A 13,511-nucleotide genomic window follows, 5' to 3' on the forward strand; every position below is an offset into this window, starting at 1 on the left:
CCGCGTGGCGCTTTGAGAATCGAGGGCACGAGACAGATGCGGGAACTGGACGAGTTGAAGGCGCGCGGCGATGCCGTCAAGGCGGCCGAGATGGCGGCCTATCACAAGGCGCCGCGGGTCTATCTGGGCGTTTCGGTGCCCGAGATCGACACGCTCGCCCGTGCCTGGCGCGAGGGCAGGGAGGTGCCGGCGCGGGTCGATCTGGCGCGGCGGCTCTGGGACAGCGACGTGCATGAGGCGCGGATCGCGGCGGCGAAGCTGCTGACCCAGGCCCGCATCCGGCCGGACGAGCCGGTCTGGCGGCTGATCGCCGGCTGGGTGCCGCAATTCGACGGCTGGGCAATCGCCGATCACGCCATGAAGGCCGGCGAGCGGCGGTTGCTGGCGGAACCTGCGCGACTCGACGAAGTGGCGCTGTGGCTGGATCATCCCAGCCTGTGGGTGCGGCGCGCCGCCCTGGTCGGAACCCTGCCCTGGACCCGCATCCGCAATCCCAAGCCGCAGGATCTGGCGCGGCGCGAACGGGTGCTGTCCTGGCTTGAACGGCTGGCTGATGACCGCGAATGGTTCATCCAGAAGGCCATCGGCAGTTGGCTGCGCGACCTGTCTAAGCACGATCCGCAGCGCGTCCGCGACTGGCTGGCGGCGCATGGGCCGCGGTTGAAGCCCTTTGCCCGGCGCGAGGCGGGACGGTGGCTGCCCGAGAACCGCAAGGATGCGCCCGGCAACGGCGATCAGCTGCCATAGACCTCGATGGTGGGCAGGTCGGTCAGGCTGACGCCGATCAGCTGCAGCGCCGGCAGAGAGACCTGGCTGCCGGCGCTGGCCGGGCCGCCCATCGGGATCAGCCGCACCTTGGCGGATTTGCCGTTCGCCGGGTTCACGATCCGGCCCTCCGATTCGGATTTTGCCAGCGGCGTCTTGATCCAGAAGCCCGGCTGCGACGGATCCCCCAGCGAGGCGATGGTGGTGCCGAGCCGGCGTTCGCCGCTGGCCGGCGCGGTGGCCGCCGCGGCCTTCTGCTCGCGCGTCGTGGTGTCGAATTCCGCCGCGGTGCGGGCCGCGGGCGTGGGGGGCGGGGCGGTGCTGAGCGTCTTGCCCGGCGTACGCGGCGCCGTGCCGGTCAGGACCGGGCCCGAGATCACCGGCTGGCCGGTCGCGGGGTCGATCATGCCCTCCATCACCCGGCCGGCGGGCGCGTCCCCTGTCTGCGGGTTCTGGGTGCAGGCGGCCAGCGCCAGCAGCGCCAGCGCGCCCGGAAGGCGCAGGATCGGCTTGATCATTAACGGTTCCCCTCGTCTTCCGCATGGTGGTGGGGTCGAGGCTAGACCCGTCGGCGCCCGCCTGTCCACCCGAGCTTCCATTCATGGTTACGACAGGATTAACGGATCGGCCGGCTTGTGCCGATGCCGGCCCCGCCCTATCTTTGCGGCATGGACGCGCAGGCCCCGCTGATAGACCCCTTTGCCAGGCCGATCACCTATCTTCGGGTATCGGTGACGGATCGCTGCGATTTTCGCTGCACCTATTGCATGGCCGAGCATATGCAGTTCCTGCCCAAGCGCGACCTGCTGACGCTGGAGGAGCTGGATCGGCTGTGCTCTGCCTTCATCGGCCTGGGGGTGCGCAAGCTGCGCGTCACCGGCGGCGAGCCCCTGGTGCGGCGCAACATCATGGAATTCTTCCGCGCCATGTCCCGGCATCTGGGCACCGGCCTGGACGAATTGACGCTGACCACCAATGGCAGCCAGCTGGCGCGATTCGCCGATGAACTGGCCGATTGCGGCGTGCGGCGGGTCAATGTCTCGCTGGATACGCTGGACGAGGAGCGTTTCGCCCGGATCACCCGCTGGGGCAGATTGCCGCAGGTCTTGCAGGGCATCGAAGCCGCCAAGGCTGCCGGCATGCGGGTCAAGATCAATGCCGTGGCGCTGAAGGGCTTCAACGAGGACGAGCTGTTCCGCCTGACCGACTGGTGCGCGGCGCACGACCATGACCTGACCTTCATCGAGGTCATGCCCATGGGCGAGATGGGTGAGGAGCAGCGGCTGGACCAGTATTGGGCGCTGTCCGACCTGCGCGCCCGGCTTGCGGAACGCTTTACCCTGACGCCGCTGGCCGAGCGCACCGGCGGGCCGGCGCGCTATGTCCGGCTTGAGGAGACCGGGCAGAAAATCGGCTTCATCACGCCGCTGACGCATAATTTCTGCGAAAGCTGCAACCGGGTGCGCGTCACCTGCACGGGCGAGCTGTTCATGTGCCTGGGGCAGGAGGATCGCGCCGACCTGCGCGCGCCGCTGCGCGCCGGCCCGGATGACGCGCCCCTGCGCGCCGCCATCCGCGCCGCCATCACCCGCAAGCCCAAGGGCCATGATTTCGACTATTCCCGCCGGCATGTCGCCGGCCAGGTCAGCCGCTTCATGAGCCATACCGGCGGCTAGTAGCTGGCCCCGTCCACCGCCTGGCTGGCCAGCCCGCGCGGATCGACCCCTTCCAGGCAATTCACGTTCACCGCCACCATCTCGGCCCCGTCCGGCCCGGTGCCGAAAGCATAGGATTCCACGCCGCAGGTCGGGCAGAAGCGGTGATGGATCTGCTTGCGGTTGAACAGGTATTCCGTCACCGGCCCGTCGCTGGTCAGGTGGAAATCCGCCCTGGGCACGAAGGCCAGCACGAAGCCCAGCCGCTGGCAGCGCGAACAGTTGCAGGTGAAGGTCTGGTCCAGATCGGCATCCACCTCATAGGCGACGCTGCCGCATTGGCAGCTGCCCTTGTAATGCTGTCGGGTCATTTCGCACCTCCGATTTCGCGATTCGGCCCGCATGGTGGGGCAGGGCGGCCGGGGTCGCAAGCAGAAATGTTCCCGAGTTGTTCCGTTCTGGGTTGCCATTTCGCCGCAGATGCCTATCTCATGCGCTTGGCGGAATCAGGACTGGCGCGATGGAACAGAAGTTCATCGAGGTTCGCGGCGCGCGCGAGCACAATCTGAAGAACGTGGACATGGACATTCCCCGCGACCAGCTGGTGGTGATCACCGGCCTGTCCGGCTCGGGCAAGTCCAGCCTCGCCTTCGACACCATCTATGCCGAGGGGCAGAGGCGCTATGTCGAAAGCCTGTCGGCCTATGCCCGGCAGTTCCTCGACATGATGGGCAAGCCGGACGTGGACCATATCACCGGCCTGTCGCCGGCGATTTCCATCGAGCAGAAGACCACCTCGAAGAACCCGCGCTCGACCGTCGGCACGGTGACCGAGATCTATGACTATCTGCGGCTCTTGTTCGCCCGCGCCGGCACGCCCTATTCGCCGGCGACCGGCCTGCCCATCGAGGCGCAGCAGGTGCAGGACATGGTGGACCGGGTGATGGAGCTGCCCGAGGGCACGCGCGCCTATCTGCTGGCGCCCATCGTCCGCGACCGCAAGGGCGAATACAAAAAGGAATTCCTGGAGCTGCGCAAGCAGGGCTTCCAGCGCGTCAAGGTCAACGGCCAGTTCCACGAACTGGACGAACCACCGGTTCTGGACAAGAAATTCCGCCACAATATCGACGTGGTGGTGGACCGCATCGTCGTGCGCGAGGGCATGGAGACGCGGCTGGCCGACAGTTTCCGCACCGCGCTGGACCTGGCCGACGGTATCGCGGTGCTGGAAACCGCGCCGGCCGAGGGGGAGCCCGAACGCATCACCTTCAGCGAGAATTTCGCCTGCCCGGTCAGCGGCTTCACCATCCCCGAGATCGAGCCGCGGCTGTTTTCCTTTAACGCGCCCTTCGGCGCCTGCCCGGTCTGCGACGGGCTGGGGGTCGAGCTGTTCTTCGACGAGCGGCTGGTGGTGCCCGATTCGGCGCTGTCGGTGGCGCAGGGGGCCGTCGCGCCTTGGGCCAAGTCGAAATCGGCCTATCTGACCCAGACCATCAATGCGCTGGCCAAGTTCTATGGCTTCGACAAGAAGACGCCGTGGAAGGATCTGCCGGAATCGGTGCGGCAGATGTTCCTGCGCGGCTCGGGCCAGGACGAGATCCCGTTCCGCTTCGACGATGCCGGCCGGGTCTACGAGGTCGCCCGCCAGTTCGAGGGCGTGATCCCGAACATGGAACGCCGCCTGCGCGAAAGCGACTCGGCCTGGGTGCGCGAGGAGTTCGAGAAATACCAGAACAACCGTCCCTGCGGCGCCTGCGAGGGCTACCGGCTGAAGCCCGAGGCGCTGGCGGTCAAGATCGCGGATACCCATATCGGCCAGGTCACCGAGCTGTCGATCCGCGAGGCGCTGGCCTGGGTCGAGGCCGCGCCCGCCCATCTGACCAAGCAGAAGAACGAGATCGCCGCCGCGATCCTCAAGGAGATCCGCGAACGACTGGGCTTCCTGGTGAACGTGGGTCTGGATTACCTGACGCTGTCCCGCGCCGCGGGTACGCTGTCAGGTGGCGAAAGCCAGCGGATTCGCCTCGCCAGCCAGATCGGCTCGGGCCTGACCGGGGTGCTTTACGTTTTGGACGAGCCCTCGATCGGCCTGCACCAGCGCGACAACGACCGGCTGCTTTCGACGCTGAAGGGGTTGCGCGACCAGGGCAATTCGGTCGTGGTGGTCGAGCATGACGAGGATGCGATCCGCCATGCCGATTACGTCTTCGACATGGGGCCGGGCGCCGGCGTGCATGGCGGCCAGGTGGTCGCCCGCGGCACCCCGGCCGAGATCGCCGCCGATCCCTGCAGCCTGACGGGGCAATACCTGTCCGGCGCGCGCGAAATCGCGGTGCCCGCGCAGCGCCGCAAGGGCAATGGCAAGGCGATCAAGGTGGTCGGCGCCACTGGCAACAACCTCAAGGACGTCACCGCCGAGTTTCCCTTGGGCAAGTTCGTCTGCGTGACCGGCGTCTCGGGCGGCGGCAAATCCACGCTGACGATCGAGACCCTGTTCAAGACCGCCAGCCTGCGGCTGAACGGCGCCCGCCAGACCCCTGCGCCCTGCGAGACGATCAAGGGCCTGGAATTGCTGGACAAGGTCATCGACATCGACCAGCGGCCCATCGGGCGGACGCCGCGATCGAACCCCGCAACCTATACCGGCGCCTACACGCATATCCGCGACTGGTATGCCGGCCTGCCCGAGTCGAAGGCGCGCGGCTACAAGCCCGGCCGCTTCAGCTTCAACGTCAAGGGCGGCCGCTGCGAGGCCTGCCAGGGCGACGGCGTCATCAAAATCGAGATGCATTTCCTGCCCGACGTTTACGTCACCTGCGAGACCTGCAAGGGCAAGCGCTACAACCGCGAGACGCTCGAGGTGCAGTTCAAGGGCAAGTCCATCGCCGACGTGCTGGACATGACCGTCGAGGATGCGCAGGAATTCTTCAAGGCCGTGCCCTCGATCCGCGACAAGATGGACGCGCTGGTCGAGGTGGGCCTGGGCTATATCAAGGTCGGCCAGCAGGCCACGACGCTTTCGGGCGGCGAGGCGCAGCGGGTCAAGCTGTCCAAGGAACTGTCGCGCCGCGCGACCGGCAAGACGCTGTATATCCTGGACGAACCGACCACCGGGCTGCATTTCGAGGATGTGCGCAAGCTGCTGGAAGTGCTGCATTCCCTGGTCGACCAGGGCAATACGGTGGTGGTGATCGAGCATAACCTTGATGTCATCAAGACCGCCGACTGGATCATCGACATCGGCCCCGAGGGCGGGGACGGCGGCGGCCGCATCGTCGCCACCGGCACCCCCGAGGCCGTGGCCGGGGTCGAGGCAAGCCATACCGGCCGCTATCTGGCGCCGCTGCTCGGCGCCGCGCGCAGCCGGGCGGCGGAATGAGTCCGATCCTCTGGCAGCGGCTGGAAGGCGCGGGGCTGGGGCTTGGCGGGCTGCTGGTCGCGGCGCTCGCCTCTCCCGGCTGGGGGGCGCTGGTCTGGCTGGCGATTCTGCTGGCGCCCGACCTGTCGATGCTGGGCTATCTGGCCGGACGGCGGATCGGCGCCGCGCTTTACAACCTGGTCCATCTCTATGCGCTGCCCTTCTTGATGGCGGCGGCCGGGGTGGCGCTGGGATCGACGGGGCTGATCGCTGGCGGCGGGCTGTGGCTGGCCCATATCGGTATCGACCGGGCGCTGGGATATGGGCTGAAACGGCCTACGGACTTTCGCAATACGCATCTGGGTCGCATCGGCCGCGAAAGCTGAGTAAAGTACCTAGAAAGTCCGGTCCTGAAAGCTGTGCTTTTGTCGCCTCCCCGGCCTTGCAAAGGCAGTATGACGCGGGGTCCGACCGTTGACCATACCGGCGACCGGGGCTAAACGGGCGTCAGCCAAACCCATCGCGGGGCGCCAGTCGGGTTCCTGCGAGCGAAAGGGAGCCCAACCCAGTGGAATATCTGCTGCAAGAATACCTGCCGATCCTGGTTTTTCTGGGGATGGCCTCGGGCCTTGCCATCGTGCTGATTCTGGCCGCGGCGGTCCTGGCGGTCCGCAACCCGGATCCGGAAAAGGTCAGCGCCTATGAATGCGGCTTCAACGCCTTCGACGACGCCCGGATGAAGTTCGACGTGCGCTTCTACCTGGTGTCGATCCTGTTCATCATCTTCGACCTCGAGGTGGCCTTCCTGTTCCCCTGGGCGGTCAGCTTCGGCAGCCTGACGGACGTGGCCTTCTGGGGCATGATATTGTTCCTGGGGGTCCTGACAGTGGGCTTTGCCTATGAATGGAAGAAGGGGGCGCTGGAATGGGCGTGATGACCGGCCCGAACACCGCGGGCGCCGACCGTGATTTCGCCACGGCCGAGCTGAACCGCGAGCTGCAGGACAAGGGCTTCCTGCTGACCACGACCGAAGACATCATCAACTGGGCCCGCAACGGCAGCCTGCACTGGATGACCTTCGGCCTGGCCTGCTGCGCGGTCGAGATGATGCAGACCTCGATGCCGCGCTACGACCTGGAGCGTTTCGGCACCGCGCCGCGCGCCAGCCCGCGCCAGTCCGACCTGATGATCGTCGCCGGCACGCTGACCAACAAGATGGCCCCGGCGCTGCGCAAGGTCTATGACCAGATGCCCGAGCCGCGCTATGTCATCAGCATGGGAAGCTGCGCCAATGGCGGCGGCTATTACCATTATTCCTATTCGGTGGTGCGCGGCTGCGACCGCATCGTGCCGGTGGACATCTACGTTCCCGGCTGCCCCCCGACTGCCGAGGCGCTGCTCTACGGCATCCTGCAACTTCAGCGCCGCATCCGGCGCACCGGCACGCTGGTGAGGTAAGGCCATGTCCGACGACACCCTGCTGGAACTGGCCGAGCACATCACCCTGCGCCGCGAAAGCGACGTGATCTCGACCCGGGTCACCTTTGGCGAGCTGACGGTGAATGCCACGCTGTCCGGCGTGATCGGCCTGATCGAGTTCCTGCGCAACGATCCGAACTGCCGCTTTTCGACGCTGATCGACATCACCGCCGTCGACAATCCGGCCCGGCCGGCGCGCTTCGACCTAGTCTATCACCTGCTGTCGATGTACCAGAACCAGCGCATCCGCGTGAAGGTCCAGGTGCGCGAGGACGAGCTGGTCCCCAGCCTGACCGGCATCTTCCCCGGCGCCGACTGGTACGAGCGCGAGGTGTTCGACCTGTTCGGCATCCTGTTCTCGGGTCACCCGGACCTGCGCCGCATCGTGACCGATTACGGTTTCCGCGGCTATCCGCTGCGCAAGGATTTCCCGACCACCGGCTATGTCGAGGTGCGCTGGAACGATGTCGAGAAGCGCGTGGTCTACGAGCCGGTGAAGCTGGTGCAGGAATACCGCCAGTTCGATTTCCTGTCGCCGTGGGAGGGTGCGAAATACGTGCTGCCCGGCGACGAGAAAGCCCCGGAGGCGAAGAAGTGAAACCCGGCCTGACCCCCGGCGCCCGCGCCCGCTTCAGCATGACGGTTGCCGAGGACGATACCGTGCGGGCGCTGTTCGCGGATCGCGGCGCGTTTCCGCAGATGCCGGCGGTCTTCGCCACGGCCAAGATGGTCGGGCTGATGGAATGGGCCTGCGTCGAGCAGTTGCGCCCCTATTACGCGGAAGGCGAGGATTCGCTGGGCGTGCATGTGGACGTGGACCATACCGCCCCGACCCTGCCCGGCCAGGCGGTCACCGTCGAGACCGAGGTCGAGGAGATCGACGGGCGCTTCATCTGGTTCAAGGTCGTGGCCCATGACGGCATCGACCGCATCGGCGCCGGCCGGCACCGCCGCGCGCTGATCACTACCGCGAAATTCAACGACCGGCTGGCCGCCAAGCGCGCCATGGCCGGGCTGGAGGGATGACCATGGACGGCGACATCCGCAAGAGCAGCTATGACGACGGCTCGGTCGACGCCCTGACCGGCGAGCAGAGCATCCGCAATTTCAACATCAACTTCGGTCCGCAGCACCCGGCCGCGCATGGCGTGCTGCGCATGGTGCTGGAGCTGGACGGCGAGATCGTCGAACGCGCCGACCCGCATATCGGCCTGCTGCACCGCGGCACCGAGAAGCTGATGGAAAGCCGCACCTATCTGCAGAACCTGCCCTATCTGGACCGGCTCGATTACGTGGCGCCAATGAACCAGGAACATGCCTGGTGCCTGGCCATCGAGCGGCTGACCGGCACGCAGATCCCGCGCCGCGCCAGCCTGATCCGGGTGCTCTATTCCGAGATCGGCCGCATCCTGAACCACCTGATGGGCCTGACCACCGGCGCGCTGGACGTGGGCGCGCTGACCCCGCCGCTTTGGGGCTTCGAGGCGCGCGAGGAGCTGATGGTGTTCTACGAACGCGCCTGCGGGGCGCGGCTGCACGCCGCCTATTTCCGCCCCGGCGGGGTGCACCAGGATCTGCCTCCGGACCTGCTGGACGACATCGAGGAATGGTGCGAGCGCTTCCCGAAGCTGGTCGACGACCTCGACACCCTGCTGGTCGAGAACCGGATCTTCAAGCAGCGCCTGGTCGGCATCGGCGTGGTGTCCGAGGAGGACGCGCTGGATTGGGGCTATACCGGGGTGATGGTGCGCGGCTCGGGCCTGGCCTGGGACCTGCGCCGCAGCCAGCCCTATGAATGCTACGACGAGTTCGATTTCCAGATCCCGGTCGGCACCAATGGCGATTGCTACGACCGCTTCCTGTGCCGCATGGCCGAGATGCGGGAATCGACCAAGATCATGCAGCAGGCCATCCAGAAGCTGCGGGCCGAACCGGCCGGCGACGTGCTGGCGCGTGGCAAGCTGGCGCCGCCGAAGCGCGCCGACATGAAGCGCGACATGGAAAGCCTGATCCATCACTTCAAGCTGTATACCGAGGGCTTCAAGGTTCCGGCGGGCGAAGTCTATGCCGCCGTCGAGGCGCCCAAGGGCGAGTTCGGCGTCTACCTGGTCGCCGACGGCACCAACAAGCCCTGGCGGGCCAAGCTGCGGGCGCCGGGATTTGCGCATCTGCAGTCGATCGACTGGATGTCCAAAGGCCACATGCTGGCCGACGTCCCGGCGATCATCGCCACGCTCGACATCGTTTTCGGAGAGGTTGACCGCTGATGCTGCGCCGTCTGTCCCCCATCCAGCCGGACTCGTTCGAGTTCACCCCCGCCAACCTGGAATGGGCCCGCGCCCAGATGACCAAATACCCGGAAGGCCGCCAGCAATCGGCGATCATCCCGGTGCTGTGGCGCGCGCAGGAACAGGAAGGCTGGCTGTCCCGTCCCGCCATCGAATACTGCGCCGATCTGCTGGGCATGCCCTATATCCGCGCGCTCGAGGTCGCGACCTTCTATTTCATGTTCCAGCTCTATCCGGTCGGCACCGTCGCCCATATCCAGATCTGCGGCACCACGACCTGCATGATCTGCGGCGCCGAGGAACTGATCCGGGTCTGCAAGGAAAAGATCGCGCCGGCGCCGCATACGCTTTCGGCCGATGGCCGCTTTTCCTGGGAAGAGGTCGAATGCCTGGGCGCCTGCACCAATGCGCCCATGGCCCAGATCGGCAAGGATTTCTACGAGGATCTGACCGCCGAAAGACTTGCGGCGCTGATCGACCGCGTCGCGGCGGGCGAAGTGCCGCTGCCGGGCCCGCAGAACGGCCGCTTCTCGGCCGAGGCCCTGGGCGGCCCGACCGCGCTGGCCGATCTGAAGGGCGGCGAGCAGTATAACGGCAGCGTGGCGCTGGCGGTGCGGCTGGGCGATACGATCACGCGCATCGACGGCACCGAGGTCCCGATCACCACGCCTTGGCTTGGCGCGGAAAAACACGCTTAAATCACGGGGGCGGAAAGAAGTCCGATCACGATGGAACGGGTTGAGTGCAACAGGAACTGCTGGATCTCGGCGGCCATCGCCGGGGTCTTGGTGCTGTTGTCCGCCTCGGGCATCGGTGATCTGCACTGGCTGGCCGGGCTGTTCCTGGGTGCGGTGACCTTCGCGCTGTTCGGCGCGCTGATGGTCTGGCTGATCTGCGAGGGGCAACCCGAGCCGCTGCCGCCCTTCGTGCCGGTGATGCCCGAGGATCTGCAGCGCCGCCAGCTGGACAGCCAGCCCGAGGCGCTGCTGGTCTCGGCCTTGCTGCCCGAGCAGCCGACGGCGGCGCAGATGCCCATGGACAAGGCCATGCCGGCCGGGGCAGCCGCGCCGACGGCCGACGACCTGCGGCGGATCAAGGGCATCGGCCCCAAGATCTCGGACTGGCTGCAGGAACATGGCGTGACGCGCTATGCGCAGATCGCCGCCTGGGACCGTGACGCGGCTGCGGGTTTCGCGCAGCGCATGGGCCGGATGGGCAGCCGGATCGAGGCCGACGACTGGGTCGGCCAGGCGAGACTGCTGGCGGCGGGGGGTGAGACGGCCCATTCGCGCCGCGTCGATACGGGCGAGGCCGGCTGATGGCCCGCCCCGCGAGACAGGACCCGGCGCAGAGCCCTCCGGCCGATGCGCGGCAGATGCGGCTGGTGGCGGTGGTGATCGCCGTCACCATGGCGCTGTGGCTTGGGGTGCAATGGCTGGGGGGCCAGCAGGACTGGCCCGCGAAATACGCCTTTCTCGCCGATCTGGCGGCGATTGGGGCCTTGATCTGGTCGCTTCTGGTGACCTGGCGGATCTGGCGGCGGCGCAATGCGTCCTCGCAGGGACAAGGATAAGACGATGCTGAACGATCAGGACCGGATCTTTACGAACATCTACGGCATGGGCGACCGCAGCTTGGCCGGCGCGCAGAAGCGCGGCTGCTGGGACGGCACCGCCGCCATCATCCAGCGCGGCCGCGACAAAATCATCGACGAGATGAAGGCCTCGGGCCTGCGCGGCCGCGGCGGCGCCGGTTTCCCGACCGGGATGAAATGGTCCTTCATGCCCAAGGAATCGGACGGCCGCCCGTCCTATCTGGTCATCAACGCCGACGAATCCGAACCCGCGACCTGCAAGGACCGCGAGATCATGCGCCACGATCCGCATACGCTGATCGAGGGCGCGCTGATCGCCAGCTTCGCCATGGGCGCCCATGCCGCCTATATCTACATTCGCGGCGAGTTCATCCGCGAGCGCGAGGCGCTGCAGGCCGCCATCGACGAATGCTATGACGCGGGGCTGCTGGGCCGCAACGCCGCCCAGTCGGGCTGGGATTTCGACCTTTACCTGCACCACGGCGCCGGCGCCTATATCTGCGGCGAGGAAACCGCGCTGCTGGAAAGCCTTGAGGGCAAGAAGGGCATGCCGCGCATGAAGCCGCCCTTCCCGGCGGGCGCGGGCCTCTATGGCTGCCCGACCACGGTGAACAACGTCGAATCGATCGCCGTGGTGCCGACCATCCTGCGCCGCGGCGCCGAATGGTTCGCCGGCTTCGGCCGCCCGAACAACGCGGGCGTGAAGCTGTTCGGCCTGACCGGTCATGTGAACACCCCCTGCGTGGTCGAAGAGGCCATGTCGATCCCCATGCGCGAGCTGATCGAGAAGCATGGCGGCGGCATCCGCGGCGGCTGGAAGAACCTCAAGGCGGTGATCCCCGGCGGTGCCTCCTGCCCGGTGCTGACCGCCGAGATGTGCGAGACCGCCATCATGGATTACGATGGCATGCGCGAGCTGAAATCCAGCTTCGGCACCGCCTGCATGATCGTCATGGATCAGGACACCGACGTGGTGAAGGCGATCTGGCGGCTGTCGAAATTCTTCAAGCACGAAAGCTGCGGCCAGTGCACTCCCTGCCGCGAAGGCACCGGCTGGATGATGCGGGTCATGGAGCGGCTGGTGCGCGGCGATGCCGAGGTCGAGGAGATCGACATGCTCTTCGACGTGACCAAGCAGGTCGAAGGACACACCATCTGCGCCTTGGGCGATGCGGCCGCCTGGCCGATCCAGGGCCTGATCCGCAACTTCCGCGAGGAGATCGAGGACCGCATCAAGGCCAAGCGCACCGGGCGCATGGGCGCGATGGCGGCGGAGTAAGAGCCATGGCGCAGGTCCGGGACGATGCGGCGCGGCGGACCCCCTTGGGGGACGGCGCCGGCATGGCCGGGCAGCGCTCAAGACAAGGTGTCGAACCCATGGGGCGCGGCCGTGTTATGACCGGGTGTCATGACAGAAAGGCCAGAACCATGAAACTTCTGCCGCTTGCCCTGATGGGGGCCATGCTGGCGACGCCAGCTGCCGCGCTGGAGCCGTTGAGCAAGGAAAAATACGTCAACGACCGGCTGATCGCGGCGCGCATCGCCGACCGCATCCGCCGCACCTGTCCCAGCATCGACGGCCGGATCCTTTACGCCTATGGCGAGGCCCGCAAGCTCAAGCGCTATGCCGAGCGGAAGGGCTATTCGCGGGCGCAGATCGACGCCTTCCTTGACAGCAAGGACGACAAGAAGCGCATCTATGCCGTGGCCGAGGACTATCTGGTCCGCAACGGCGCCACGGCCGACGATCCCGAGAGCTTCTGCCGGATCGGCCGGCAGGAGATCCAGAAGAACACCGTGATTGGCAGCTTGCTGGTGGCGAAATGACGAAATGGCTCAACCGGATCGGACTGGGACTGATGGCCGCCGCGGCGGCGGCGATGATCGGGGCGGACGCCTTCGCGGGCGAGCCCTCGGACCCGTTCCAGCCGACGGCGCAGAAATTCTACCTGCAATTCTCGATCTTCGCGCCGGGCGACCTGCAATGCGACGCGACCGGACCGGGCGTGCGCACCAAGCTGACGCGCGGAATCACCGGCGCGCCGCTGCTGCGCATCACCGGCAATGCGGCCGGGGCCGAGATCGCCTGCTGGACCCGCGACGGCAGCCGCTATACCACCGATGTCAACCGCAGGGTGCGCTATAACACCGCCGGCGCGGTGCGGGCGACGGTGATCTTCCAGCCCGGCCAGGAAGCGGCCGCCGTGCTGGTCGCGCGCGACAATGAATCAGACAGAATGGTGCCGACCGTCTATCCGCGAGCCTTCGTGAAGGTGCAGCAATGACGGCGCACAGGACAACCGGGCCAGCCTTGGACCAGCATTTGAAACTCGCATCGGCCAGCCGCCGCCGCGGGGCATGAGGGAAGACGA

General features: G+C 66.8%; 16 protein-coding genes and 1 pseudogene. 15 read left to right on the top strand and 2 right to left on the bottom strand.

Going from position 1 to position 13,511, the window contains the following annotated elements:
- The first annotated feature begins 36 nt into the window (after window positions 1–36).
- Window positions 37–747 (top strand): DNA alkylation repair protein, encoded by a 711-nt coding sequence (locus tag ACFOMP_RS08510; RefSeq protein ID WP_379029635.1) that lies wholly within the window; start codon window positions 37–39, stop codon window positions 745–747.
- Here the strand turns inward: ACFOMP_RS08510 and ACFOMP_RS08515 are convergent.
- Window positions 735–1,283, bottom strand: a complete 549-nt coding sequence (locus ACFOMP_RS08515; protein ID WP_379029505.1) for a hypothetical protein — start codon at window positions 1,281–1,283, stop codon at window positions 735–737. The two genes, ACFOMP_RS08510 and ACFOMP_RS08515, sit on opposite strands and share 13 nt — an antisense overlap.
- Before the next feature lie 123 nt (window positions 1,284–1,406).
- On the opposite strand from ACFOMP_RS08515, the gene moaA reads away from it, so the two are divergent.
- Window positions 1,407–2,441 (top strand): GTP 3',8-cyclase MoaA, encoded by a 1,035-nt coding sequence (gene moaA, locus ACFOMP_RS08520; protein WP_379029508.1) that lies wholly within the window; start codon window positions 1,407–1,409, stop codon window positions 2,439–2,441.
- Here moaA and ACFOMP_RS08525 read toward each other — a convergent pair.
- Window positions 2,438–2,791, bottom strand: coding sequence for a GFA family protein (locus tag ACFOMP_RS08525; protein WP_289893277.1), 354 nt, complete (start codon window positions 2,789–2,791; stop codon window positions 2,438–2,440). The two genes, moaA and ACFOMP_RS08525, sit on opposite strands and share 4 nt — an antisense overlap.
- Window positions 2,792–2,940: 149 nt before the next feature.
- Here ACFOMP_RS08525 and uvrA point away from each other — a divergent pair, with 149 nt between their 5' ends.
- From uvrA to ACFOMP_RS08590, 13 genes and pseudogenes are all read left to right on the top strand, one after another.
- The gene (gene uvrA / locus ACFOMP_RS08530; RefSeq protein ID WP_379029511.1) at window positions 2,941–5,799 is read left to right on the top strand and encodes an excinuclease ABC subunit UvrA; all 2,859 of its coding nucleotides are present in this window, start codon (window positions 2,941–2,943) and stop codon (window positions 5,797–5,799) included.
- Entirely contained in the window at window positions 5,796–6,164 is a 369-nt protein-coding gene (locus ACFOMP_RS08535) for a DUF4260 domain-containing protein (RefSeq protein WP_379029514.1), read from the top strand. Before uvrA ends, ACFOMP_RS08535 begins: the two co-directional genes overlap by 4 nt.
- Before the next feature lie 182 nt (window positions 6,165–6,346).
- Entirely contained in the window at window positions 6,347–6,712 is a 366-nt protein-coding gene (locus tag ACFOMP_RS08540; RefSeq protein WP_019352138.1) for an NADH-quinone oxidoreductase subunit A, read from the top strand.
- Window positions 6,703–7,236, top strand: a complete 534-nt coding sequence (locus ACFOMP_RS08545) for a NuoB/complex I 20 kDa subunit family protein (protein WP_289893280.1) — start codon at window positions 6,703–6,705, stop codon at window positions 7,234–7,236. Before ACFOMP_RS08540 ends, ACFOMP_RS08545 begins: the two co-directional genes overlap by 10 nt.
- 4 nt (window positions 7,237–7,240) lie before the next feature.
- Complete coding sequence (locus ACFOMP_RS08550; RefSeq protein WP_019351787.1) at window positions 7,241–7,855, top strand: NADH-quinone oxidoreductase subunit C; 615 nt, start codon at window positions 7,241–7,243, stop codon at window positions 7,853–7,855.
- Window positions 7,852–8,283, top strand: coding sequence for a thioesterase family protein (locus tag ACFOMP_RS08555; RefSeq protein ID WP_289893281.1), 432 nt, complete (start codon window positions 7,852–7,854; stop codon window positions 8,281–8,283). Before ACFOMP_RS08550 ends, ACFOMP_RS08555 begins: the two co-directional genes overlap by 4 nt.
- Before the next feature lie 2 nt (window positions 8,284–8,285).
- Complete coding sequence (locus tag ACFOMP_RS08560) at window positions 8,286–9,524, top strand: NADH-quinone oxidoreductase subunit D (protein WP_289893282.1); 1,239 nt, start codon at window positions 8,286–8,288, stop codon at window positions 9,522–9,524.
- Window positions 9,524–10,240, top strand: a pseudogene (nuoE, locus tag ACFOMP_RS08565) (NADH-quinone oxidoreductase subunit NuoE); the annotation flags it as partial. The gene ACFOMP_RS08560 and the pseudogene nuoE, both read left to right, overlap by 1 nt.
- Window positions 10,241–10,273: 33 nt before the next feature.
- Window positions 10,274–10,864, top strand: a complete 591-nt coding sequence (locus ACFOMP_RS08570; protein WP_379029520.1) for a hypothetical protein — start codon at window positions 10,274–10,276, stop codon at window positions 10,862–10,864.
- Window positions 10,864–11,118 (top strand): DUF5337 domain-containing protein, encoded by a 255-nt coding sequence (locus ACFOMP_RS08575; RefSeq protein WP_289893285.1) that lies wholly within the window; start codon window positions 10,864–10,866, stop codon window positions 11,116–11,118. The genes ACFOMP_RS08570 and ACFOMP_RS08575 overlap by 1 nt, the downstream gene beginning before the upstream one ends.
- 4 nt (window positions 11,119–11,122) lie before the next feature.
- A complete protein-coding gene (nuoF, locus tag ACFOMP_RS08580) occupies window positions 11,123–12,418 on the top strand; it encodes an NADH-quinone oxidoreductase subunit NuoF (RefSeq protein WP_379029523.1) in 1,296 nt (431 codons plus the stop codon).
- Between the two features lie 149 nt (window positions 12,419–12,567).
- Window positions 12,568–12,966, top strand: a complete 399-nt coding sequence (locus ACFOMP_RS08585; RefSeq protein WP_289893287.1) for a DUF5333 domain-containing protein — start codon at window positions 12,568–12,570, stop codon at window positions 12,964–12,966.
- On the top strand, window positions 12,963–13,424 hold the full coding sequence (locus tag ACFOMP_RS08590; RefSeq protein WP_289893288.1) for a hypothetical protein: 462 nt from the start codon (window positions 12,963–12,965) through the stop codon (window positions 13,422–13,424). The genes ACFOMP_RS08585 and ACFOMP_RS08590 overlap by 4 nt, the downstream gene beginning before the upstream one ends.
- Window positions 13,425–13,511: the final 87 nt, after the last annotated feature.

Origin of the sequence: Paracoccus simplex, from assembly GCF_042648325.1 — a bacterium.
In the GTDB taxonomy this organism is placed as follows: Bacteria; Pseudomonadota; Alphaproteobacteria; order Rhodobacterales; family Rhodobacteraceae; genus Paracoccus; species Paracoccus simplex.